At 61.5% G+C, this 23,422-nt stretch carries 21 protein-coding genes; 15 read left to right on the plus strand and 6 right to left on the minus strand.

The window, feature by feature from the left end; genetic code table 11:
• The first annotated feature begins 94 nt into the window (after positions 1-94).
• Positions 95-1,537 (plus strand): cytochrome-c peroxidase, encoded by a 1,443-nt coding sequence (locus SB822_RS20970; protein WP_039901686.1) that lies wholly within the window; start codon positions 95-97, stop codon positions 1,535-1,537.
• A gap of 85 nt (positions 1,538-1,622) precedes the next feature.
• Here SB822_RS20970 and SB822_RS20975 read toward each other — a convergent pair whose 3' ends face one another.
• From SB822_RS20975 to SB822_RS20985, 3 genes are all read right to left on the minus strand, one after another.
• Complete coding sequence (locus SB822_RS20975; protein ID WP_407671919.1) at positions 1,623-2,081, minus strand: DUF3455 domain-containing protein; 459 nt, start codon at positions 2,079-2,081, stop codon at positions 1,623-1,625.
• Positions 2,082-2,298: 217 nt separating this feature from the next.
• Entirely contained in the window at positions 2,299-3,705 is a 1,407-nt protein-coding gene (locus SB822_RS20980) for an ATP-binding protein (RefSeq protein ID WP_051058253.1), read from the minus strand.
• 11 nt (positions 3,706-3,716) lie between these two features.
• Positions 3,717-4,433, minus strand: coding sequence for a response regulator (locus SB822_RS20985; RefSeq protein ID WP_007589367.1), 717 nt, complete (start codon positions 4,431-4,433; stop codon positions 3,717-3,719).
• Between the two features lie 170 nt (positions 4,434-4,603).
• Between SB822_RS20985 and SB822_RS20990 the strand changes: the two genes are divergently transcribed.
• The 4 genes from SB822_RS20990 to SB822_RS21005 all read left to right on the plus strand — a co-directional run bounded on the left by SB822_RS20990 (position 4,604) and on the right by SB822_RS21005 (position 9,048).
• Positions 4,604-5,863, plus strand: a complete 1,260-nt coding sequence (locus SB822_RS20990) for an ABC transporter substrate-binding protein (protein WP_114223042.1) — start codon at positions 4,604-4,606, stop codon at positions 5,861-5,863.
• 11 nt (positions 5,864-5,874) lie between these two features.
• Positions 5,875-6,966 carry a FecCD family ABC transporter permease gene (locus SB822_RS20995; protein ID WP_410855537.1) on the plus strand — a complete coding sequence of 364 codons (1,092 nt, stop codon included), beginning with the start codon at positions 5,875-5,877 and terminating at the stop codon, positions 6,964-6,966.
• Complete coding sequence (locus SB822_RS21000; RefSeq protein ID WP_410855538.1) at positions 6,963-7,775, plus strand: ABC transporter ATP-binding protein; 813 nt, start codon at positions 6,963-6,965, stop codon at positions 7,773-7,775. The genes SB822_RS20995 and SB822_RS21000 overlap by 4 nt, the downstream gene beginning before the upstream one ends.
• A 133-nt stretch (positions 7,776-7,908) precedes the next feature.
• Positions 7,909-9,048: a porin gene (locus SB822_RS21005; RefSeq protein WP_410855539.1), complete on the plus strand. Its 1,140-nt coding sequence runs from the start codon at positions 7,909-7,911 to the stop codon at positions 9,046-9,048.
• A gap of 50 nt (positions 9,049-9,098) precedes the next feature.
• On the opposite strand, the gene SB822_RS21010 is transcribed toward SB822_RS21005, so the two are convergent.
• Positions 9,099-10,319: a porin gene (locus tag SB822_RS21010; RefSeq protein WP_410855557.1), complete on the minus strand. Its 1,221-nt coding sequence runs from the start codon at positions 10,317-10,319 to the stop codon at positions 9,099-9,101.
• Between the two features lie 355 nt (positions 10,320-10,674).
• Between SB822_RS21010 and SB822_RS21015 the strand changes: the two genes are divergently transcribed.
• The 5 genes from SB822_RS21015 to SB822_RS21035 all read left to right on the plus strand — a co-directional run bounded on the left by SB822_RS21015 (position 10,675) and on the right by SB822_RS21035 (position 15,552).
• A complete protein-coding gene (locus tag SB822_RS21015) occupies positions 10,675-12,027 on the plus strand; it encodes an MFS transporter (protein WP_039901689.1) in 1,353 nt (450 codons plus the stop codon).
• 34 nt (positions 12,028-12,061) lie between these two features.
• Positions 12,062-13,273 carry an acyl-CoA dehydrogenase family protein gene (locus SB822_RS21020; RefSeq protein WP_410855540.1) on the plus strand — a complete coding sequence of 404 codons (1,212 nt, stop codon included), beginning with the start codon at positions 12,062-12,064 and terminating at the stop codon, positions 13,271-13,273.
• 32 nt (positions 13,274-13,305) lie between these two features.
• Positions 13,306-13,842 (plus strand): 4-hydroxyphenylacetate 3-monooxygenase, reductase component, encoded by a 537-nt coding sequence (gene hpaC, locus SB822_RS21025; RefSeq protein ID WP_042315162.1) that lies wholly within the window; start codon positions 13,306-13,308, stop codon positions 13,840-13,842.
• Positions 13,843-13,844: 2 nt separating this feature from the next.
• Positions 13,845-14,534, plus strand: a complete 690-nt coding sequence (locus tag SB822_RS21030; protein WP_242683988.1) for an EthD family reductase — start codon at positions 13,845-13,847, stop codon at positions 14,532-14,534.
• Positions 14,535-14,628: 94 nt separating this feature from the next.
• Positions 14,629-15,552: a LysR family transcriptional regulator gene (locus tag SB822_RS21035; RefSeq protein WP_179142836.1), complete on the plus strand. Its 924-nt coding sequence runs from the start codon at positions 14,629-14,631 to the stop codon at positions 15,550-15,552.
• Here SB822_RS21035 and SB822_RS21040 read toward each other — a convergent pair.
• Together SB822_RS21040 and SB822_RS21045 are read right to left on the minus strand one after the other, a co-directional pair.
• Positions 15,537-15,722 (minus strand): hypothetical protein, encoded by a 186-nt coding sequence (locus SB822_RS21040; protein WP_007733088.1) that lies wholly within the window; start codon positions 15,720-15,722, stop codon positions 15,537-15,539. The two genes, SB822_RS21035 and SB822_RS21040, sit on opposite strands and share 16 nt — an antisense overlap.
• A 34-nt stretch (positions 15,723-15,756) precedes the next feature.
• A complete protein-coding gene (locus SB822_RS21045) occupies positions 15,757-16,941 on the minus strand; it encodes a glycosyltransferase family 4 protein (RefSeq protein WP_007589386.1) in 1,185 nt (394 codons plus the stop codon).
• A gap of 452 nt (positions 16,942-17,393) precedes the next feature.
• On the opposite strand from SB822_RS21045, the gene SB822_RS21050 reads away from it, so the two are divergent.
• From SB822_RS21050 to SB822_RS21070, 5 genes are all read left to right on the plus strand, one after another.
• Positions 17,394-19,778, plus strand: a complete 2,385-nt coding sequence (locus SB822_RS21050) for a PIG-L family deacetylase (RefSeq protein ID WP_410855541.1) — start codon at positions 17,394-17,396, stop codon at positions 19,776-19,778.
• 251 nt (positions 19,779-20,029) lie between these two features.
• Positions 20,030-21,151, plus strand: a complete 1,122-nt coding sequence (locus SB822_RS21055) for a glycosyltransferase family 4 protein (protein ID WP_007589388.1) — start codon at positions 20,030-20,032, stop codon at positions 21,149-21,151.
• 63 nt (positions 21,152-21,214) lie between these two features.
• A complete protein-coding gene (locus tag SB822_RS21060; RefSeq protein ID WP_007589389.1) occupies positions 21,215-21,463 on the plus strand; it encodes a hypothetical protein in 249 nt (82 codons plus the stop codon).
• Positions 21,464-21,670: 207 nt separating this feature from the next.
• Positions 21,671-22,723, plus strand: coding sequence for a helix-turn-helix domain-containing protein (locus SB822_RS21065; RefSeq protein WP_410855542.1), 1,053 nt, complete (start codon positions 21,671-21,673; stop codon positions 22,721-22,723).
• A 119-nt stretch (positions 22,724-22,842) separates the two neighbouring features.
• On the plus strand, positions 22,843-23,421 hold the full coding sequence (locus SB822_RS21070; protein WP_007733076.1) for a DUF4337 domain-containing protein: 579 nt from the start codon (positions 22,843-22,845) through the stop codon (positions 23,419-23,421).
• Position 23,422: the final 1 nt, after the last annotated feature.

Consider the following 23,422-nt stretch of genomic DNA (forward strand, 5'->3'; position numbering starts at 1 on the left):
GGCAGCGGGACGCCAGATAACTCGAAGTGGGTCGAGCCAGCGCGGCAACGTGCTGGCTCGACGTCTTTTCCGGATTATTTTTGCCATCATCGCCATGAGCTCTCCAAACCCCGCATTGCCGCCCTCACTGCCTGCCGGCGATCCCTCGCGCCCAGCGAGCGCCAAACGACAGCTTCTGCGAGCACTCGGCTGGGCCGTTGCCGCCGTTGCGGCCGGCTGCGCCGCCTTTATCGCCTATGCGGCAATCTATCCGGAGCGGATGCCTCTTGCGATCGGCGCCATCGTCGAAGACATCACCGGCGCGAATCCGCAGCCGGTTGCGCTACACGTGCCACCGAGCCAGCCGTTGAGCGCGGTAGCTCTACTTGGCCAGCAGATTTTCAATGACCCGTCGCTCTCAGCGTCGGGCAAGCAATCGTGCGCGTCGTGCCACAGCGCGGAGCATGCCTACGGGCCACCGAATGACCTGTCCGTACAGCTCGGCGGTCCGCATATGACCGACGCGGGCTACCGGCCGCCGCCGTCGCTCGCGTACCTCTACCGCCAGGCGCCGTTCTCGATTGGCCCCGATCAAAACGACATGGACGCCGCGCCCGTCACGCTCGATCAACTGGCCACGGCAGCAAGCGGCACGCAACGCGCGGTGAAAACGGCAGGCGTCGCGCCCGCGGCACCCGCACTCGTCCCGCAGGGCGGCCTGTTCTGGGACGGCCGCGCGAGCACGCTGCAGGATCAGGCGAGCGGCCCGATGCTGAATCCCGTCGAAATGGCCAACAAGAGCACCGGCGAGGTCGTACACAAGCTGCTGAATGCGAAGTATCTCGACCAGTTCAAGCAGCTGTTTGGCGACCGGATCATTAACCAGCCCGATCTGCTCTTCGACGAAGCGATGTTCGCAGTGGGACGCTACCAGTTCGAAGACCCATCCTTCCATCGCTTCACGAGCAAGTACGACTACTGGCTCCAGGGCAAGGCACGTCTGACACAAGCGGAGATGCGCGGCTTGCGCCTGTTCAACGATCCTGACAAGGCAAACTGCGCGGGATGCCATCTGAGCAAGCCGACGGCCGACCATTTGCCGCCGCTATTCACCGACACGCAATACGAGGCACTGGGCGTGCCGCGCAATCGTGACCTGTCCATCAACAAGGACCAGAATTTCTACGATATGGGCGTATGCGGTCCTTTCCGTGACGACGCAGCTACGCTAACGCAATACTGTGGGATGTTTTTGACGCCGACCTTGCGCAACGTCGCCACGCGACACGCGTTTTTCCACAACGGCGTCTACCACGACCTGAAGCACGTGATGGACTTCTATAACCTGCGCAATACGAGTCCCGAAAAGATCTATCCGCTCGACGCAGCAGGCAAGCCGGAAAAGTACGACGATCTTCCCGCGAAGTACCACGCGAATATCGACGTCGCCGACGCGCCGTTTGACCGCAAACTGGGCGAAAAACCTGCGATGACCGACGATGACATCCAGGACATCATTGCGTTCATGAACACGCTGACTGACGGTTACAAGCCTTAATACTCGCATCGCTCGCGAGGGCGACGTCGCGCGTATCTGCATGCTTCATAACAAGTTTGCAGGTGCGCGCGACCTAAGCAGAACGCTACTTCAAGAATATGTATCGCGCGAAATACGGCGAACTGCCCGCCTGATGCTCGCGAACACAAGGCTCAGAAGGTGACACGCCGCCTGCTGTGTCGAGCCGCTGCACAAATCTCACGCCAGACAAACTGCCTTCCGCGGTGCTGTGAGTTTCGAGCAGCAGTTGTGGGATGCTGCTCGGATTCGTACTCGGTGCCTGAGCCACCATGCGACCAACGATCCGGCTGCCATCGCCCGCCTGCCAGGATGGACCCGCACCATGTTGGATCGACGCTTGACCTGCGCCATCATAAAGCGTGGCTTCCGGATGCTGGAACACCCAGCCCAGACGATGAGCACTGTCGAACTCGCAGGAATACATCTGCACGCCTGTTGCCGTCGTAACGGCAAACGGCTGGGCGCCGGAAGGCACCAGCGAAGGTGGCGTTGCATCGGCGGCATTCGCCGCTAAGGGTGACATCAGAACGACGCAACCTAGCGCGGCCCGGTACACGATCTGCTGCACGCCGGTGCACATTGCGCGGATGACGTTGCTGGAGTACGAGCGGAAAGGAAACATGATTGCGATCCGGTTGGAGGAATATCGGTGACGTTTTTGTGATTTTCCTTACCAGAACACCTGGGCGTGGAAGCTTATTCCGTCGAAATCGCGCGTCGGTACGCCGGCGCAATCGGCTTCATACATCACGCGGCAACACAAGCTCCGCTTCAAGTCCACCCGCCGTGCGATTGCGCAACGTCAGCGTCCCGCCATGCGTCGCTGCAATGCTCTGCGCGATCGTCAACCCAAGCCCGGTGCCACTACTCGCACCCGTTCCATCCGTGCGCGCCGCATTCCCCCGAAAATATGGCTCGAACACACGCGCCAGCATCGTTTCATCGGGAATACCGGGGCCGTTGTCACAGATCGCGACACGCACCGCGCGCCCATCATCGACAACATGAATAGAAGCCTCGCCGCCATAGCGAATCGCGTTATCGAGCAGATTCTGCAAACAGCGCTTCAGATTGCGCGGATAACCCGCGACAGGCCGCGCCGCCCGCCCTTCCACCGTGACCGCATGCCCCGCCTCACGCGCATCTTCAGCCAGCCCTTCGAGCATCGAATCGAGATCGATCTCATGCCGCGCTTCCGTCACTTCGATGCCTTGCACGGCATCGAGCGTCGCGCGCACCATCGCCTCCATGTCGTCGAGATCGCCGCGCAGACGCTCGCGCCATTGCGCGTCGGGCAACATCTCCACGCGCAGACGCAGTCTCGTCAGCGGCGAGCGCAAATCGTGCGACACGGCAGTCAAAAACCGCGCTCGCCCGGCAAAGCTCTCCGTCAGTTGACGCTGCATCGAATTGAACGACATCGCCGCGCTGCGCACTTCGAGCGGACCGCTGACGGGCAGCGGCGGCCGATAGATATTGCGGCCGAGCGCATCGGCAGCTCGAGCGAGATCGCGTAGCGGCTGAACCGCAAAGCGCACGGCGACGAACGCCAGCACGCAGATCGCCACGAAGCGAAGCAGATAGATCCTGACGAGATAATCGAACACCAGCGACCCCGGCTCGCTCAACATGCCCGCCTGCCCTTCATTGGCCTGCACGTCGAGCCACCTGCCGTCGGGCAGCTTCATCTGCACGTGAAAGTCGCCCGTCGGCATGCGCGAATCGAAGAGACTCAGGATGCCCTTGTGCTTGTGTTCTTCGTCACGCAGTTCGGCATCGATCAGACGCACGTCGATCGGCTCGCCGAGACGTCTGCGAATCACACCCGTAATCAGATCGCTGACCGTGCGCTTCGCAAGCGAGGTTTGCTGCACGGGCTGCGGCGTGTCGGTCCATTGCAGACGGTAACGTGCATCCGACAGTTGCGTCACGATCGCATCGCGCGCGGCTGCATCGGGCGCGTGCTGCAGCAGCCGGACGGTATCCGCGAGACGGCTCGCGAACAGGCGCGCGGGAATTTCGAGCGTGCGGTTGTCGTGCGTTTCGAACCAGATCGTGCTGGTAAGCAATTGGCCGGCGAACATGCCGACGGCGAGAATCATCACGAGCCGCCCAAACAGCGAATCGGGCCACGCACGCAGTTTCATCGTGCGGCCGCTCATGCTTCGAACGCGACGTCGGCGACGAGCATGTAGCCCTCGTTGCGCACCGTGCGGATCAAGGCGGCGCTGCGCGCAGCGTCTTTCAGCTGATGCCGCAGACGGCTGATGCAAACGTCGATCGAACGGTCGAGCGGTGTGTGCTCCTTGCCGAACACATGGTCGAGCAGGAAATCGCGCGACAGCGGCCGGTTCGGATGATCGAGCAGCGTGCGCAGCGTCCGGTAATCGGAGCCGCCGAGCGACACGACAACGCCTTCGGGCGACAGCATCTGCTTCATCCGCGTATCGAGCTTCCAGCCCGCGAAGCTGACGAACGCGGCGGCATCGGCGGAAAGTGCGCCCGCCGGCGTGCTGCGCGCGCGGCGCAACACCGACTTGATCTTCGCGACCAGCTCGCGCGGATCGAATGGCTTGGGCAGGTAATCGTCGGCACCCATTTCGAGGCCGAGTATGCGGTCGAGCAATCCGCCGCGCGCGCTCAGGATCACGATCGGCATGCCGCGCTCGCGGCGCAGCTCGCGTGTGAGTTCGAGTCCGTCCTCGCCGTCGAGCATCAGGTCGAGCACGACGAGATCGATCTGCGACGCCTGGATGATCTGCTTCATCTGCGCGCCGTTGGTGGCCGTCGTCGCCTGATAGCCCATGCTGCGCAGATAGTCGCCGAGCAGCTGGCGAATGTTCGGGTCGTCATCGACGACAAGTATGTGGTCCATCAAAAGCTCTTCTTCTCTTCTACTCAGCCCGCATTGTCCGTATTGCAACCGGAAAAAATCGGCTCAACACATTCCATTACAAAAGTGCGCCGTTCCAACACATCGCCATTACATCTCGTGGCTAAAGTGGCGCCGGTAAATGCAAATAATTCTCATCCAGTAACTATATCATGTCGATTTCCGTGCTTTCTTCGGCCTGCGGGCGGGCCGTTTCGACGGCGGCGCGCGCCGCCTCCTCCGTGGCCGCCTCAGTCGCTTTCGCTTTCGCGGCTGGCTTTACGCTGACGGCCAGCGCACCGGCGCTCGCCGCGCAACCGGCGAGCGCCGCAGCGCCCGTGAACGCGGCCGCGCCCGCAACCCTCACCGATCTCGCCGGCCGTACGATCCGTGTGCCCGTCGCCGAACCGCAGCGCATCCTGCTCGGCGAAAGCCGCCTGCTATCGGCCGTCGCGCTGCTCGAAGGCCAGAAGCCGCTCGCGCGCATCGTAGGCTGGCAAGGCGATCTGCCGTTGATGGACCCGCAGACCTTCAACGCCTACGCGCAGAAATTCCCCGACATCAAAACGATTCCGCTGATCGGCAAAGCGACGGAAGACAGCATCAGCGATGAAAAAGCCCTGAGCCTCAAGCCCGATCTGGCGATTTTCAGCATCGCCGGACACGGCCCGAGCCGCTACAACGCGCTCGTGAAGCAACTGGAAGCGACGGGCACGACGGTCGTATTCGTCGACTTCCGCCTGCATCCGATGCAGAACACGCTGCCAAGCATCAAGCTGCTCGGCGCGGTGCTGCATCGCGATCAGCAGGCGAATGCGTACATCCAGTTCTATCAGCAGCATCTGGCGCGCGTGCAGAACGTCGTGAACCGTGTGCCCGAAGCGCAGCGTCCGAAGGTATTCGTCGATCTGCTCGCGGGCGTCTGGGATGCGGGCTGCTGCCACACGGCGGGCAACGGCAACTTCGGCGAGTTCGTGCAGGCAGCGGGCGGACGCAATATCGCGCAAGGTCTCGTGCCGGGCGTGCTCGGCGACATCAGCATGGAACAGGTGATCGCCGCGCAGCCCGACGTCTACATCGCGACGGGGAGCCGCACGAAACCGGGCCTCGCATCGCTGCGCGTCGGCGCGTTGACGAGCGAGCACGATGCGCGCGCGAGCCTCGCGCAACTGATCGCGCGTCCCGGCTTCGACACGATCAAGGCGATCCACGACGGCAACGCGCACGGCATCTCGCACAACTATTACGACTCGCCGTACAACATTCTCGCGATCGAAGCGTTTGCGAAGTGGTTCTATCCAGCGCAGTTCAAGGATCTCGACGTACACGCGACGCAGGCTGAACTGTACAAGCGCTTCCTCGCCGTGCCGCCGCAAGGCGCCGAGTGGGTCGACGCGCCGCTCGCGCAGTCGACGGCTGACGCTTCGCACTAACGGCCTCAACGATGTCCGATTCCGTCTCCCTGATTCGTTCCGCGCGCGCGCAGCAAAGCGCCGCGGACGCCAGCCTGCAGCCGTATCTGCGCATCACGCGTCTGCGCGTGCTGTGGCTGTGCGCGGTCGCGTTGCTGATCGTCGGCTCGCTGTTGCTCGATCTGCGCTCGGGCCCGTCCGGTCTCCCCGTTTCGACGCTGCTGCGTGCGGTGTTTCACCATGCATCGGCGGATGCCGCGACGAATGTCATCGTCTGGCAGATCCGCATGCCGTACGCGGTGATGGCGCTGCTGGTCGGCGCGTCGCTCGGTCTGTCGGGTGCGGAAATGCAGACCGTCCTCAACAATCCGCTCGCGAGCCCCTACACGCTAGGCGTATCGGCGGCGGCGGCGTTCGGCGCGTCGCTCGCGATCGTGCTCGACATCACGCTGCCCGGCATCGCGCAAAGCTGGCTCGTGTCGGCCAACGCGTTCCTGTTCGCGTTCATGTCGGCGTTGATGCTCGATGGCGTCGCTCGCTGGCGCGGCATGACCACGTCCGGCGTCGTGCTGCTCGGCATCGCGCTGGTGTTCGCGTTCCATGCGCTCGTCTCGCTGATGCAGTTCATCGCTTCCGCCGACGCACTGCAAGGTCTCGTGTTCTGGACGCTCGGATCGCTCGCGCGTGCCGACTGGCCGAAGATCGCGGTACTCGCCATCGCACTCGCTGTCGCGTTGCCGCTCTCGATGCGCAACGCTTGGACGCTCACCGCGCTGCGGCTCGGCGAAGATCGCGCCGCGAGCTTCGGTATCGACGTGCGCCGTCTGCGGCTCGGCACGCTGCTGCGCGTGTCGGTGCTGTCGGCGCTCGCGGTGTCCTTCGTCGGCACGATCGGCTTCGTCGGATTGATCGCGCCGCATATCGCGCGCACGCTGTTCGGCGAGGACCACCGCTTCTATCTGCCCGGCAGCATGCTGGTCGGCGCGTTGATGCTGTCGCTCGCGTCGATTGCATCGAAGCTCATCGTGCCGGGCGTGCTGATTCCCGTCGGCATCGTGACGGCGCTGGTCGGCATTCCCCTCTTCCTCGCGATCGTCGTGCGCTCGCAAGGAGCCGCGCAATGAACGGCCTGTCGATTCACGGCCTCAGCGTGCAATACGGCAAGCGCGCAGTGCTCAAGTCGCTCGATGCCGGTCCGCTGCCGCGCGGCCAGATCACCGCGCTGCTCGGTCCAAACGGCAGCGGCAAGTCGACGCTGCTGCGCGCGCTCGCGGGCCTTACGCGCGCGCATGCCGGTCAACTGACGCTCGACGGCGCGCCGCTCGAACTGTCCGCCGCGAGCGCGCGCTCGCATAGTGTCGTGTATTTGCCGCAATCGTTGCCCGCAGGCGTGAAGCTGCAAGTGCTCGAGTCCGTGCTGGTCGCGTGTTGCGCGACGCGCGGCGCATTCCGCGCCCACGGCGCCCGCACCGACGACCTCGCGAATGCGCGGGCCGTGCTCGAACGCCTCGGCATCGATGCGCTCGCATCGCGCTCGCTGGACGAGTTGTCGGGCGGCCAAAGACAACTCGTCGGCATCGCGCAGGCGCTCGTACGCGAGCCGCAAGTGCTGCTGCTCGACGAGCCGTTGTCCGCGCTCGATCTGAACTATCAGTTCCACGTGATGCGTGTGCTGCACGACATCACGCGGGAACGCGGCATCGTCACTGTCGTCGTTCTGCACGACATCAACACCGCCATGCGCGCCTGCCATCAGGCGATGCTGCTTCACGCAGGCCGCATCGCGGGCTTCGGACCCAGCGCCGATGTCGTCACGCAAGCGAGCCTTGCAGAAGTATTCGGAGTCACCGCGCGAATCGAGCCTTGTTCGCGCGGCCAGCATCAAGTCCTGATCGACGGTCTGTCGGTTCAGGACGGCATCGCCAGCCGCTAGACATTCGTCGAGCGTCCCAGCCAGCCACCTCACCACGCCGCATTCGTTTCAACGCACGACGCCCGCCTCCCGGTGGGCGCCGCGCTGCGGCGTGGGTCGTCACATCGTTCAAATCAAACAATAGGGGAAAAAGATGAAAAGGACACTCGTGATGGTCGCGATCGCGGCGAGCTACGCGTGCCATGCGCAGGCCCAAAACACGGTCACGCTGTATGGCGTGATCGACGCGGGCCTGTCGTACACGAACAACCAGAAAGGCAGCAGCGCGTGGCAAGCGGGCAGCGGCGACGTGACGGGCAGCCACTGGGGCATGCTCGCGCGCGAAGACCTGGGCGGCGGCACGAAGGCGATCTTCCAGCTCGAAAGCGGCTTCAGCGTGATGAACGGCACCTCGCGCCAGGGCGGCCGTCTGTTCGGTTATCAGGCTTATACGGGACTGTCGAATGACCGGTTCGGCACCTTTACGCTGGGACGTCAGTACGATTCCGTCGTCGACTATCTCGCGCCGCTCAGCTTTACGGGTCATCATCCGGGCGGCAACAATCTGTCCGCGCATCCGTACGACAACGACAATCTGAACAACTCGTTCCGCGTGAACAACTCGGTGAAGTTCGCTAGCAACAGCTACGCGGGAGTGAAGTTCGGCGCGTTGTACGGCTTCTCGAACGAAGCAGGCGGCTTCGACGACAACCGGCTATACAGCTTCGGCACCTCGTACGATGCAGGCCCGCTGCGTCTCGGCGCAGGCTACTTCCAGGCGAACAACGGCGGCAGCAGCAACACCAGCGGCGCATTGACGCTGACCGACCGCACGTTTATCGCAGCGCGTCAGCGCACGTATGGCGCGGGCGGAAACTACTCGATCGGCGCGGCGACGTTTGGCGCGGTCTGGACGCGCACGCAACTCGGCGGGCTCGCGACGATCAACGGCGCGAATAGCCTCGGCCTCGTTGCGAATGGCGAAGGTATGAGCTTCAGCAATTACGAACTGAACGCGAGCTACTCGCTCACGCCGACCATTGCGCTGAACGGCGAATACACGTACACGTCAGGCTCGATGTCGAACGCGACAGGCCAGCATCATCCGAAGTGGCAGGAAGTCTCCGTGCAAACCGATTACTTTCTGTCGAAGCGAACCGATCTTTACGTGCAGGCGAGCTATCAGCATATCTCCAGCGACGGCTCCGGCCTGACTGCCGATATCAGCGGGCAAAGTCCGTCATCGAACGATCAACAGGTTGTCGTTGCTGTTGGGATGCGGCATCGGTTCTAAAGGTGTTAAAGCCGCCGCGTTCACATGAACCGGCGGCTTTAACGCAACAATCAGAACTTGTGCCGGATGCCGACGCGCACGGTGCTTTGCCGGTCGCTCGTAGACGGCGTGAGATTGTTGATGGCCGCGACGGCCGCCGTGCCCGTCGAGTCCGTGCCCGATGCTTTCTGATAAACGCCGATCAGATACACGTCGGTGCGCTTCGACAAGAAGTAATCCGCGCCGAGCGCGCCTTGATAGTAGCGCGCGCCAGGGTTCGTCCCTGTCGACGCATCGACGCTGCCGCCGTGCGTATAGTCGAATGCCGCGCCGAGCAGGAATGCAGGCGTCACCTGGTACTTGAAGTTCACTTCCGCGTTATTGAACGTCGCGTTGCCGCGATAGCCGCGCGGATTCGGACCGGATTCGACCGTGTCGCCGAGATTCCTGAACTGCGTATTCGAATACGTTGCGCCGAACGTCGCCGCGCCGAACGCATAGGCCGCGCCCGCTGCAATCACCTGATACGTTCGCGCCGAAGCATAGCCGCTATACACCGGCGACGAAACGAAGTTCGTGCTTGCTGTCGCTGCCGTGCTCGCACCGTTGTCGCCGAAGAATCCGACATTCGGATTACGCGCATTCAGATAGCCGACTCCAAGCGAAAGCGGACCGTTCGCATAGCCGGCACCAAGCGACCACACCTGATTGCGCGACGCCTCACCCGCCACGCCGCCCAGGCTATACACGCCGCCGAACGTGAGGCCCGCGTAATTGGCGCTCGCGTAATTGGCGCTCGTGTACTTGAGCGCATTGTTCACGCGATACGCGTTGTTGATATTGTCGAGATCGCCCGGATGCGCGGCAATATAGCCGCCCCATTGATCGCCTGCTTCAAAGGGGCCGACATAATCGACAACAGAATCGTATTGGCGTCCAACCAGCACTGAGCCATACGCGCTCGACAGCCCCACATACGCCTGGCGTCCGAACATCAGCCCTTGCGTGCTACCGCGATTCTTCTGCCCCAGCGATCCGCTATTCAGATCGAAACCGTTTTCCAGCACGAAGAGCGCGGCGAGCCCGCCACCGAGATCTTCCTTGCCGCGCAAACCCCAGCGGCTCGCCTGCATCACGCCGCTCGACACGTTGTACAGATTGTGGCCCCCTGAATTCGAGGTCCAGTTGAAACCATCATCGACGATACCGTACATCGTCACCGAACTCTGCGCGTACGCCGCGCCAGCGAATGCACACTCGACCAACGTCAATGCGGCCAATGCGGCTGCCAATTTGACTCTCATAGATTCGTCATCCCGTTCATCCCGACTGCTTCGATTGAATGACGCAGCGAATGATGACTGCGCCGCGGCTGTTACGCGGACCGCAATCTAAGTTCGCCTTTATGCGTGGTCAAATCAGTCAAATAGAACAGGTGCGATAAGCGTGTTTTATTTGCGGCTGCACGCACGCCGACAAAGGCACGAGCGACATGAATGCCATTTATGTCGCGCATTTTTGGCTTGAATTTGACGGTCTTTTCGCACGCTCCTATTGTTCGCCCATGTTTGTCTGATTCGCCAGGTCGCCCTGCCCGTCCCCATCATCGGGAAGCGGAAACTTCAACGTCTTGCTCAGCCCAATGCCATGAATCCTCACGCGACAGCCACGCTTTCCTCTTCCTCTCCCGTACGCAAGACAAGCACCGTCCGCCGCGCGGTGACGACGGCCGTGCTCGGCCAGATACTCGAGTGGTACGACTTCTTTCTCTACGGAACCGCGGCCGCGCTGGTATTCGGCAAGCTGTTCTTTCCCGTCGGCAGCGATCCGTTGACGGGCACGATCGCGGCATTCGGCGGATTCACGGTCGGCTTCATCGCACGGCCGGTCGGCGGCGTGCTGTGCGGCCATATCGGCGACCGCTACGGACGCAAGACGGTGATGATGCTCACGCTCCTGACGATGGGCGTCGCGACCATGTGCATGGGACTGCTGCCGACGTATCAACAGATCGGCATTGCAGCGCCCATCGGTCTCGTGCTGCTGCGGGTTCTTCAGGGGCTCGCAGCGGGCGGCGAATGGAGCGGCAGCATTCTGCTGATTCACGAAAGCGCGCCCGCATCGAGGCGCGGCGCACTGTCCGCCTGGAGCCCGAGCGGCGCGGCATTCGGCTTCGTGCTGTCGACGGCTGCGTTCCTGCTCGCGCAGACGCTGTCGCCCGACGACTTCCTCAGCTGGGGCTGGCGCGTGCCGTTCCTGTGCAGCGTGGTGCTCGTCGTGCTCGGCCTCTGGATGCGCCGCTCGGTCGAAGAAAGCGCCGAATTCGTCGCAGTGAAGGCGACACACCGCGAAAGCCGCATGCCCATCGTCGAAGTATTGCGCCGTTGCCCGCGTCAGGTGCTCACCGTGTTCGGCCTGCGCTTCGGCGAAGGCGGCGCGTCGTACATCTTCTTCGCGTTCTCGATTGCGTATGGTCAGTTTCTCGGCCTGAAGTCGACATGGATTCTCGGTGGGCTCACGCTGTCGATGCTGCTGATGATTCCCGTGTCGCTTCTGATGGGACATCTCACCGACAAGATCGGGCGCAAGCCGGTCTATCTCGTGGGTGCCATTGCAATGGTGCTGGTCGCGTATCCGTATTTCACGCTGCTCGCCTCCGGCGTGCTGTGGAAAGTGATTGCCGCGCTGATTCTCGCCAACAGCATCACGCTCGGCATTCTCGAAGGCGCGCAGCCCGCGTTCATCAGCGAACTGCTGCCCGTTCATCTGCGCTTCTCGGGACTCGGCATTGGACGCGAAATTTCGTCGGTACTCGGCGGCGGCCTTTCGCCGATGATCGCAACCGCGCTGCTCGCTCACTATCGCAGCGCCACACCCGTCGCGATCTATCTCGTCGCACTTGCGCTGGTCACGGTGATCGCGACCTTGATCGCACCCGAAACCTTCCCACGCGCCGCACGGCTGCAGGCAAGACAGAGCGTCGAGCCCGTCACCGCCTGATCGATTGCTCCATTCAACTCAACACGTATTCATCATGCAAAGCCTCCATAGCATTTCGACGTACGCCCACGAGCCGCGCTTCATCGACCAGGGCGAGCCGTATCCCGAGTATGCCGGTCCCATTTCGCTCGATGTTCTGATCGAAGAAATCGAACGCCGCCGCGACGAGTTCGATCAGCTCTCCCATGTGCCGCGCGACATGATCGCGAAGATGAAACGCGCGGGCATCTACCGTGCAAGCACGCCGCGCCGTTTCGGCGGAGACGCACTGCCGCCGCCGCAGTTTCTCGCGATCCTCGAACGCATTGCGATCGCGGATGGCTCGACAGCATGGGTCGCCGCGTTCGGATCGGCGAATACGTACCTCGCGTCGCTGCCCGTCGAAACGCAACAGCAGATCTACGCGAAGGGACCGGACCAGGTTTTTGCGGGCGGTCTCTATCCGCTGCAACCTGCGTTTCAAGTGCCGGGCGGCTACAAGGTCAGCGGCCAGTGGCGGTTCGCGAGCGGCTGCAAAGGCGCGGACTGGATTGGCGTCGGCATTGGCGGCACACCCGCGAATTCGGGCGATGCGGGCGCGGGCAAGCCCTTCACCGCCGTGTTTCCCGCGAGCGAGGTCGAGATCGTCGACAACTGGAACGTGGTCGGCATGCAGGGCACGGGCAGTCACGATCTGCGCTTGCGCGACAAGTTCGTCGATGCGCAATGGACCTTCGTGCGCGGCGGTAACGCGCTGATCGACGAGCCACTGTACCGCTACCCAGCCGTCGCGTATCAGGCGCAGGTGCATGCGGCCGTGAACGTCGGCCTGGCTCGCGCCGCGCTCGATCTCCTGACCGATATGTCCGGCGCGACAAAAACGACGACGGGCGCGCCGCGTCTCGCGGACCGGGGCTACTACCGCTCGGGTCTCGCGAAAGCGGAAGCGCAGTGGCGCAGCGCGCGTGCGTTCTTCTACGAGTCCTCGCAAGCCGCGTGGGACACGATTCTTGCCGGCAATCCCGTCACGCCGGACCAGGCGAATCTGATGCGCCTGAGCGCGACGCATGCGGCCCACGTATGCGCCGAAGTGGTGATGCAGGCGTATCAGATGGCGGGCATCGCCGCGATTTATCGCGAGAGCCGATTGCAGCGTCTGGTGCGCGACTCGATCGTCGTGACGCAGCATGCATTTCTCGGCGAGGGCACGTATGACGCGTCGGGCGCGCTGTTCGTCGGCATTCCGCCCGTCACGCCGTATCCGTGATGCAACGCGCGAACGAACACGAGGAGCAAGCGATGACGAACGAAGAGATGAAGCGGCGCTTTCGCGACGCGATGGCGTGCCTGCCCGCAGCCGTCAATGTCATTACGACCGACGGCCCAAGCGGACGCTGCGGTCTCACCGCGAGCGCCGTCTGCTCGGTGACCGACGAGCCGCCAACGATGCTCGTCTGTATCAACCAGGCCAGCTATATGCACGACGTGCTGCGCGAGAACCGCAGCGTCTGCATCAACGTGCTTGCCGGCGAGTATCAGGACCTCGCGCGCGACTTCGCGGGCATGACATCGTGCCCGATGGACGAGCGCTTCGCACGCCACGCATGGAAGCCAGGCCGCTCGGCCGTCCCCGTGCTTTCGCACGCCATTGCGAACCTCGAAGGCACGATCGTCGAACTCAAGAGCGTCGGGTCGCACTCGGTCATGTTCGTACGTATCGACGATATCTCGGTCAGTTCCGATGGCGATGGACTGATCTATTTCGCGCGGCAGTTTCATCGTCTAGTGCGGCCGGTCGCGGCGGCAGCGTCCGCTTCCACTCAATGCGCGAGGTAAGTGTGGAAGTCTGCTTCTTTCTGATTGGTGAAAGTACTCACGCGCGCGGCGTGTTCGATCGATCGAATATCTCCCGCTTGCAGTCGGCCGCGCATGACGTGGCGGGTTTGCGGCGCTTCGTGTCGCATCTTCCTGCCGTGCGCGACGAGCGCACAGCGTTGGCACCGTTCTGCGTAACGCAATGGTATTTCGACGATCTCGAACGGCTCGAAGCCGCGCTGCAACCGGGCGGTGCAATACAGGCCGCCGCCGACAGCATCGCGACAAGCATGGATGACTGCACGCTGTTACAGCAGGCAATGGCCGTGCGCAAGTTCTCGACGCCGCATCCAATCGATGCACGAGAAGAACGTTGCACCTACCTCGTCAGCTATGAAGGTGAAGCGGACGACTTCAACGCATGGCTCACGCACTATCTGACGCATCATCCTCCGTTGATGACGCAACTGCCCGGCATTCGCGAACTGGAGATCTATACGCGCATCGACTATCGTTCGGCGTTGAAGCACGCGCGTGCGACGGCCATGCAACGCAACAAGGTCGTATTCGATGACGTCGCTTCACTCGACGCCGCGCTCGCGTCGCCCGTACGTGCGCGAATGAAAGCGGACTTCGATTCGTTTCCGCCGTATAGCGGGACCACGCCACATTACCCGATGCACAGCATTTACGGTAATCTGACGCGCGAGTGAAAGCGCCGAACGCGGGCATGCGGGTTCGGTCCAACAGCGAGGCGCGTCCGACCGCATGCGGGTCGCGCGCCGCCACGGCCGGGTTCCGAACGACATGACAAAGACGCCCCCAGGCATCACGGACTTGAATCTTCTGCGCGTGTTTCTGGCCATCGCAGATCTGCGCAGCCTCACGGCGGCGGGCGCGCGGCTTGGGCTCACGCAACCTGCCGTCAGTCACGCGTTGCGCCGCTTGCGCACGCTGTTCGACGATCCCCTGTTCGTTCGCACGCCGACGGGCATGGTCCCCACCGACGCGGCTGTCCGCCTGCACGCGCCGCTCGCGCAGGCGTTCGGCATCATCAACGTCGCGGTTCAGCAACTAGCGAAGTTCGATCCCGCGACGGCACATCGCGTGTTCCGCGTGTCGATGTCGGACATGTCAGAGTTCTATTTTCTGCCGCCGCTGCTCGCGATGATCGACAGCACGGCGCCCGGCATACGCATCGAGGTCGCTAACTTCTCCCTGGATGCCGTGAGCACCGCGATGCGAAGCGGCGAGATCGATCTCGCGCTCGGTTATGTGCCGGGACTGGACGCTGCCTGCATCAGCACGACACTGTTCGTCGACGAGCACGTGTGCGTGGTGCGCGCGGGGCATCCGCTGCGCAAGCGCAATCCGACCAAGGACGACCTTGCCGCGCTGCGTTACGTCTATGCGAGCACGAACGCAACCGGTCACCGGATGGTCGAGCAATGGCTGGAGGAATTGAATCTGCGCCGCGATATCGTGCTGCGGTTGCCGCATTTCGTGGTTGCGCCGGAGATCGTCCAGAACACCGACCTCGCTGTCATCTTTCCGAAAAGCATTGCGCAGCGGTTCAATCGAAACAAGGCATTCCGAATTCTGCCGTTGCCTTTTTCATTGCCACCGATTGAAATTCAGGTACACACGCATATGCAGTTTTCCGCCGACCCCGGCATTGCATGGTTGCGCGATGCGATCTGCAGCATGTTCTCGACTCAAGGCTCGAGATAGCCCTTCACGAGTTCGTGAATCTCAGCGAGCGTGTCGACGGCCGCTCTCAGATCGAGTTCGCTGTTCGCTTGTGCCAACGCCATGACATCCGTGAACGCTTCGTCCTGTTCCTCGGCCATCATGCATAACTGGAACGGCGTGCACGCCCCGAGGCTTTCCGGCTCATTCATGATTCTCTCCCCGCGCGATGCGTGACGATGCGCTTTACTCATGCTCGGCTCGCGAGATGACCTGATCGGAATCGAGCACACAATCGGCAAGTTCCATCAGATTGCTCGCGAACGTGGAGGGTTTCCATTGCTCGACGCTCAGCCGCGCGCGGGCAGATAAGCGTTCGCGCAGCACATCGTCCAATGCCAGTGTTCGCATGCGCGCCGCGAGCATCTCCGCGTTGCCCGGCTCAACGACATAGCCGTTCGTCTCGTTCACAACAAGCTCACGCGCCACGCCGCAGGTATGCGTAACGATCGCCGTGCGCGACGCCGCGAATGCTTCGTTGATGCAGAGTCCCCATTGATCGAACTCGCTGGCGAGCACCACGAAATCGGCAAGGCCGTAAATCGCAGGCATTTCGCCGTTGGGCAGTGCATCGAGAAAGCGCACGCTCTTTTCGAGTTCGAGTCGCGATACGAGTGTTCTCAACATGGGCTCGTCTTGTCCCTGCCCGATCAGAACCAGCTCGATTGCATGGTCCGCGAGATGGGAACGCGCAAACGCATTGATGACGACATCGACGTTCTTGCGCGCCACGAAGCGGCTGACGCAGAGCACATAGCGCTGCGGCAAGCCACGCACACGACGAACGTCGTCGGCAGCGGCATGCGCAGCCGCTGCACGGCGCGAAAACTGGTCGACATCGATCACATCGAAACCGACTCGCGAACGCCAGCGCGGAATGCCGAGAGACTCCGCGTAGTCGCGATGCCTTTCTCCCGCGACCAGCGCGGCATCGAAGCGCCGCACCAGCCGGCGCTTCAGCCATTCCTTGACGCTGCTGCGCGGGCCGTCGTCGGCCTTCGAATCCGACATGTAGATCAGGCCAAACGGTCTCGTGAACCTTCTGACGAAACAGAGCCACAACGAGTACGGTGTGTCATAGCCCAACGTGACGACGACATCCGGCTCGATTTGCCGGATGATCGCAGTAAGACGCGCGAAGACATTCAGCCAGCGTCCGCCAGTATCGCTGACATCATTCTCCAGGGTGGTGACGCACTCGTGACGTTGCTCGAAAAACGACGCGCGCCGGGTTTGCGGAAACGAATAGAAACCCGACCGCCCGAATACTTCGACCAGAGAGACTTCGTCGCCACGCCTCCTCGCAAGCCGCATCAGCGCTTCATAGCGCGGCACGTGGTAGTCACCGAGGTGACCGATAACGAACAGCATCCGCATGACGTCCTCAAAACACCACTATTGGCAGAAACGCACGACGCGCGAACCCGTCGGGATGCCGTTATCGAATTGTTCTTCATTGCTCAGGCTACTGACGAACGCTGCGTCAGCGGCCACTTACTTTATTACGGGTGCGAGCTTACGTTTGTATGGATTGCCACTGACAACTGCAATCTGTCTATTAAAGGCTGTTCGCCGCACTACAATCCGCGTTCGAACCGGGAGAACTACGCTCTATTGAAGGACGGCTCACAAATATAGACTGGTTTTCGTGCTTATCCGGAAGCGGCCACTTTAATATTTTTTCGCGAAAAAGGACGATTATCTTTCAAACAGTAAGAAAACGACTGGTGTAATAGCAAGCGTCAACAAGCCGAGGCTACTTCATCAGTTCGACTACGGCTCTCGGGGACAACACCAAGAAAAAAAGGGACGATCGCAATCATATGAACACGTCGTCATTCGGGCTTTTTCGATTGTCCCGCTATGTCCTGTTTCTTCCTTGCATGTGCTTCATTCTCATCGGGACGGCACGCGCGTCATCCGCCGATTGCAGTGCGGGCACGCTCGTGACAGTTGTCGCACACCTCGATGACGATCTGCTGTTCGTTGAGCCCGCAATCAGCGAGCGACTGCGCGCGGGATGGTGCGTCACCACCGTTCATCTGATTGGCGGCGCCAATGGAGCGAATTTCGCCTACGTGCAAAAGCGTGAGGAAGCCTCGCGACTGGCTTATGCGCGTCTTGCCGGAGTCGGGAATACGTGGGACGAAGCGACAGTGCAAATTGCGGGAAAGCCGGTGTTCCAGCTCACATTGAAAGCGCAACCGCGCGTGCGGCTTCTCGAACTCAGGCTTCCCGGCGGCGCGGTCCGCGGCGGCCGCGTGCCGCTTGCCCTGCTTTGGGATCAGGGCGCAACGCTCACAACCTTTCCGATGGGACATGCAGAACTGCCGGCAACGCGTTACACACGCGATTCGCTTTCCGTCGTCCTCAAAACGATACTGCAGGACGCGACGCGAATCGCCACGCTGAACCCTGACACAGTGCCCTTCATCGAGCATCCCGACCATATCTACGCCGCCCGCATGACGCGCCATGTCGCGCAAACGTTAGGGCGCGCTATTCCCATTGCCTTCTACACAACGTATCCGACAGGAACCTGGCCCGCGACGCTGTTCGGCGAAGAAGCGCAACGCAAGCGCGACATAGCGGCCAGCTACTTCTCGATCGACGGTGGCGATATCGCGCATGTGTTCGGCGAGTACCAATGGGACGGCAACTGGGTTTTGCGCAACTATTTGCGCGACGACACCACGCTTCATACAAAGCCGGATTTCGTCGCCATTCCCTCTGTGCTCTTTAATACCGGTTCCAGTCAATGCCTGACTTCGCGAGGCAATGCGCGCAGCCCTGAACTCGCGGATTGCGATGAGTCGGCCAGCCAGCAATGGAAATGGGAACCGCGCGCTGCGTACGCGGGCAACCAGCACAATGCGGCACTCGTCTCCGTCTCGACGGGGCAATGCGTCGCCGAACACGACGGCAGACTCGCGGAAGAACCATGTGAAGAATGGAATGTGTCGCAACGCTGGACACCGTGGGACTTTGGTCTGATATTCACGCCCTCGCGTCGCTGCCTTGGCGCAGAGAACAACCGCCTTCATATCAGGGGATGCGCGTCCATGACGACGCGCTACCGCTGGTCCACAATGCGTCCGTCATGGTCGACGGACTTGCGTCTCACGGGCGCAATGTACGGCGACGTGACGGGCGACGGTACGCTCTCGGCCGTCTACGTGCAAAGACGTTCCGACGGCCCCGGCTTCGACGTCTATGTTCAGACTTCAATCTTGGGCAAACCTGAAGAGCCCGAGAACTGGTACGCGAATGCCGTGCGCTTCGATAGCCGCGCGACGATGCCGACATGCGGTGCCGATACGTTGTGTTTCGACAGCGCGCGCTTTCTGACTGGCGACTTCGATGGCGACGGCCGGGCAGATCTCATGGTCGTCACGCCGAGAAACGGCGGCTCTGCCTTCTGGTTGTTGCACAGCAATGGCAATCACTTTTCCGCACCCGTTCTCTGGTTTCAGAGCGACAAAAGCCTTCCCGCGGAACGCGTGCAGCAGTACCTTGCCTTTTCGACCAAAGAAACATCGCGCGAAAAGATCCTTGTTGCAGTGCAAAGATCAGACAAAGCTGTCGATCTATGGACGATCAGCGCCGATCAAGCCGGGCAGATCCAGCAGACAAAAGTCAACGGTACGAACTATTTGAAGTCCAACGTCCAACTGCTCACCGTGGGCAGCACTCGCAAAGACACGGCAACGTTCATTGCCATCCAATCTGCCGACGATTACCGTCGCCTGGCCGTCACGGCACTCAGCGTCGAGAAGGAGCGCTGGAGCTTCGGCGCAACATCTCTTCTGCCGTCTCAATTCCAGCGCGACACCACCCGCTTTACGCGCGACGCCAGCGCCGACGCAACGATTGTGATGACCGTGCCGCATTTCCAGGAGCCCGGCGGCGTGGATGTATGGAAGTGGAACGTACAGCATCGCGAGACTGCGCCCGTTTTACTCGCCTATCTGCGCGATCTCCGGTGGCAGGACGCCGCGCCTGCCCTGCTCCGCGATAACAACCGCACTGCACTCGTCTTCTACGAACGAACGGACGCCGTACTCGCCAACACGCTCTTCTCGGCGGGCACTGCCGCCCTGGCGCGATACGCGTTCGACGGAAACAATTTGCAAAGTATTCCGATGGAAGGTTTTCCGTTGCCAGCCGTTTACTCGGAAACGCTCTGGCTCGATCGCCTGGCTCAATAGAGACATTGCAGTCGCACTCGGATGAGGACTGCTCTCACCATCATTTGCTCGACGAAAATGGAAAAGTTCTCTGAACGAGTACCCGTGTCCAGCAACACCTAGTGCTTGACCGAATCGCAATGTGTCGATTGGCTATGGTATATGCACATATGTCGATTGCGACATTGACGATTGACACAGGCAACCGTACGCTGCAGAAAAGACGAGAGACACGGCTCTCCAAGATCACGCCCCATTCGAGACGGTGAAAAGTGCGGATACTACAGGTCGTCTATGCGCCACGTTTGTCTGGTGCGGAGATTCTGGCAAAGGGTCTCGCGATCCAGCACAGGGAGAGTGGCCACGAAGTCTGCATCGCGTCGATGCAGCCGCAAATGGCGGATTTCGATCATAGCCGCAGCGAACTCGCGGCAGCCGACGTACTGTGCGACTTTCCCGCTTCTCCGCAAGGACGTATTGGGCGTCTCATGCATCTATGGCGCTGTATACGGCAATTCCGACCGGACGTGATCATTGCCCACGCGACGCTAGCCGCACTCTATGTGCGTCTTCTTCCCAATGCCGCGCCCGTCGTGTATGTAATGCACTCGGGCTCCAATGACTTCGCGAACCCGAAACTAAGGTGGGCGGAGCGCGTGCTTTCGCATCGCGCGAAGGCCGTGGTCGGCGTCTCGTCGCAGAATACGCTCGACTATCTGCGCGAAGTTGGGCCACATCCACTCGTAACGGTGATTCCCAACGGCGTGGATCTGCCGCGCTTTCAAACTGCAACTTCCGCTTTTGTCGATTGCGGCGCTTCACAGCAGATCGTTCAACTGGGCCGCTACGTCGTCGACAAAGGGCAACTGGAAACCATTCACGCGTTTGAAATCGTGCTGCAACAGGAGCCTGACGCGCGGCTGGTGTTGTATGGCGTCGTCGAAGATCCCGCTTATCACGATATGGCCATGAAACTCGTGCAACGTTTGAACCTGGATGACCGGGTGACGCTGTGCGGTCCCGCGTCGAATGTCGCGGCGATTCTGCAGACCTCGCAAGTCTTTGCGATGCCGTCACTCAGAGAGGCACATAGCATCGGCTTTCTCGAAGCACTGGCGTCGGGTATTCCCGTTGTCGCGAGCCGCATTGCGGCATTCGAATTTGCCCGCGATTTTCCGGGCGTATCGCTCGTCGACACGAAAGATCCTTCCACCTATGCGCGCGCATTGCTGCACGCGTTGCGTGTGCCCCGCGCGTATCGCGCGCTGGACGGCTATACGTTGCACGACACGGCAGAGAACTACCTGAAGATCGCGCAAGCCATTTACAAAGCGAGAGGCATTGCCACGGAGTCGTCGATATCGGCGCTGGAGAGCAACGAATCATCGATGTGAGCGTGGGAACAAGATCTCTCCTTCAAACGTTTTGCTATTAGATACACGCCCCACGGAACCAACATGAGCCTCACATCCAACCAGCAGGACAGCTTCGGCAGCGCGCTCCATATGCTGGTGAGCCAGCAACGCAACACGCTGCGGACCCTACTCGCGCTCTCGGACACAACGCGCCACCACGACGCCGCGTCCGCCCGCGCGGCACTGGCCGAGATCTTTCACGCCGCCGCGCAATGCCATTCGACCTATCAGGCGATGCTCGTCGAGATCATGGCGACGCAGAAGGAAGGCTGTGTTTCGCGCGAAAACTGAAAAGACGTTAGCCAACCGTCAGCGAGTGATCTGCAGATTGCGCGCAAGAGTGTGAATGCGCGATTGACTGTCAATGGGGGAGCACGGCTGTTCTTCGAAAATACATCGCGTTGCGTGCGCTCGCCCACATTCGCTGATCAATTTATCGAGGCAGCATAACCTGTTAGCGAGCGCACTGGAGCCTTCCTCGCATAGGCATCGCGCGGAATGCTTCCCGTATCGGAGTCGGCCCTCGAGGTTCTGGTCCTGTTCATTCAGGTTGGGGAAGAAATGATGTCGACACGTCCGGCTCCAAGACCCGAAACGCAAGCTTCCGACGGCACGGACGTCATTCCCCGGCGACTGCGGCGCGTCGCTGTCGTGCTGTTCGACGGCTTCGACCTGCTGAGCGCCAGTGTCATCGCCAATGCACTCGAAGCCGCGAGTGAGTTGTCGGCGCGCGGTCCCATCCAGTGGCTCTATCAGATCACCACGCTTTCCGACCACGACGGGTATATCGCCAGTTCCGCCGCGTTGCTCGTCAGCGCGGAAGCATTCGATACGCACGCCGGCCACGAATTCGATGCGATCTTTGCGATTGTCGGCGCCGACGCGTGCATCGACTCGCGCTCAGTGCCGCTGATTGCATGGATGAACCGCGCGCGCTCGAAGGCGGCCGACGTGCGGATCGTCGGCGCGCCGCTGCCCGGTCTCGATGGTCACACGTGCAGCGAATCGAATGAACAGGAGCGCGATTCGCAAGCGAGCGCGGCGCGCCATTCCGGGGAATGCAAGACGAGATCGCAAAGCCTTCACGACGCGCTCACAGGCGCGCTGAAGCTGATTCGCCGCGACATGGGCGACGGCATGGCGCGCCGCGTGGCCGAACGTCTGTCGATCTGCTCGCACGACGTGCTCAACGCGATCTTCGAGGACGTGGTCGGCAACACGCCGGCGGAGAAAGTGCGTGTGGCCGCGCACTGGTTGCAGGACAACTGCCGCCGCCAGGTCACGATAGAAGACGCGGCACAGGTCGCCGCGATGAGCGAACGTAGCCTCCTGCGTCACTTCAGAAGCGAACTCGGCATGACGCCATCCGACTATCTGATGCATGCGCGGCTCCAGGTCGTCTGCAATCTGCTGATCGAAACCGACCTGCCCGTCGACAAGGTGGCGAAGCGCGCCGGCCTGACCAGCGGCGACCATCTCGCGCGCAGCTTCCGGCGGCATATGAAAACGTCGCCGACCGAGTATCGTGCGCAGCGCAGGCTCCAATGCTGAATCGCGCGCTATCCCCTGCCCCGTAGCAAATTCGCCAGGATACAACACCTGTTTGTTGCCGCTTTTTTACCGGGCGCACGCTGCGGTATGCTGGCGGCTTTTCGACTTTTCGAATCACGATGTCAGACGAATACGAAGTGCACGGCCTACATGATCATGCGATCGAGCATGCAGGCGGCCACGGTGGCGACAGCAACGCTTCGCGCCTCGCTGTCATGACGGCCATCCTGGCGAGCGTCGGCGCGATTGCCGCGTATCAGAGCGGAGCCAACGAAAACCAGGCGCTCGTCTTTAAGAATGAGGCCTCGATACTCAAGACGGAAGCCGCGAACCAGTGGGCCTACTATCAGGCCAAGGGCGAAAAGCAGAACCTCGCCGAACTGGGCGCCGCGCTGACCGATCCGGCGTCACCTGCGCACGCGAAGTTCGTCACCGACACGCAGCGCTACAAGACCGAGAAGGAACCGATTCGACAGCAGGCGGAGACGCTCGAAAAGCAGGTGACGGAGGACAATGAAGTGAGCGAGTCGTTGCAGCATCAGCATCACCGCTGGGCGCAGGCGACAACGCTGATTCAGGTCTCCATCGCGCTCGCCGCGATCACGCTGCTCACGAAAAAGCGCTGGCTGCAAAAGCTCACGATCGGCATGGCCGTCGTGGCAGTTGGTCTTTTTGCCACCGCGTTGATGGGCTGGTAGC

This window comes from Paraburkholderia sp. SIMBA_054 (genome assembly GCF_046534875.1).
Taxonomy (GTDB): domain Bacteria; phylum Pseudomonadota; class Gammaproteobacteria; order Burkholderiales; family Burkholderiaceae; genus Paraburkholderia; species Paraburkholderia hospita.

Excerpts from the sequence above, each read along its gene's own strand:
- SB822_RS20970 (WP_039901686.1), top strand. The coding sequence starts at position 95 with ATGAGCTCTCCAAACCCCGCATTGCCGCCCTCACTGCCTGCCGGCGAT.
- SB822_RS20975 (WP_407671919.1), bottom strand. The coding sequence starts at position 2,081 with ATGTCACCCTTAGCGGCGAATGCCGCCGATGCAACGCCACCTTCGCTG.
- SB822_RS20980 (WP_051058253.1), bottom strand. The coding sequence starts at position 3,705 with ATGAAACTGCGTGCGTGGCCCGATTCGCTGTTTGGGCGGCTCGTGATG.
- SB822_RS20985 (WP_007589367.1), bottom strand. The coding sequence starts at position 4,433 with ATGGACCACATACTTGTCGTCGATGACGACCCGAACATTCGCCAGCTG.
- SB822_RS20990 (WP_114223042.1), top strand. The coding sequence starts at position 4,604 with ATGTCGATTTCCGTGCTTTCTTCGGCCTGCGGGCGGGCCGTTTCGACG.
- SB822_RS20995 (WP_410855537.1), top strand. The coding sequence starts at position 5,875 with ATGTCCGATTCCGTCTCCCTGATTCGTTCCGCGCGCGCGCAGCAAAGC.
- SB822_RS21000 (WP_410855538.1), top strand. The coding sequence starts at position 6,963 with ATGAACGGCCTGTCGATTCACGGCCTCAGCGTGCAATACGGCAAGCGC.
- SB822_RS21005 (WP_410855539.1), top strand. The coding sequence starts at position 7,909 with ATGAAAAGGACACTCGTGATGGTCGCGATCGCGGCGAGCTACGCGTGC.
- SB822_RS21015 (WP_039901689.1), top strand. The coding sequence starts at position 10,675 with ATGAATCCTCACGCGACAGCCACGCTTTCCTCTTCCTCTCCCGTACGC.
- SB822_RS21020 (WP_410855540.1), top strand. The coding sequence starts at position 12,062 with ATGCAAAGCCTCCATAGCATTTCGACGTACGCCCACGAGCCGCGCTTC.
- hpaC (WP_042315162.1), top strand. The coding sequence starts at position 13,306 with ATGACGAACGAAGAGATGAAGCGGCGCTTTCGCGACGCGATGGCGTGC.
- SB822_RS21035 (WP_179142836.1), top strand. The coding sequence starts at position 14,629 with ATGACAAAGACGCCCCCAGGCATCACGGACTTGAATCTTCTGCGCGTG.
- SB822_RS21040 (WP_007733088.1), bottom strand. The coding sequence starts at position 15,722 with ATGAATGAGCCGGAAAGCCTCGGGGCGTGCACGCCGTTCCAGTTATGC.
- SB822_RS21045 (WP_007589386.1), bottom strand. The coding sequence starts at position 16,941 with ATGCTGTTCGTTATCGGTCACCTCGGTGACTACCACGTGCCGCGCTAT.
- SB822_RS21050 (WP_410855541.1), top strand. The coding sequence starts at position 17,394 with ATGAACACGTCGTCATTCGGGCTTTTTCGATTGTCCCGCTATGTCCTG.
- SB822_RS21060 (WP_007589389.1), top strand. The coding sequence starts at position 21,215 with ATGAGCCTCACATCCAACCAGCAGGACAGCTTCGGCAGCGCGCTCCAT.
- SB822_RS21065 (WP_410855542.1), top strand. The coding sequence starts at position 21,671 with ATGCTTCCCGTATCGGAGTCGGCCCTCGAGGTTCTGGTCCTGTTCATT.
- SB822_RS21070 (WP_007733076.1), top strand. The coding sequence starts at position 22,843 with ATGTCAGACGAATACGAAGTGCACGGCCTACATGATCATGCGATCGAG.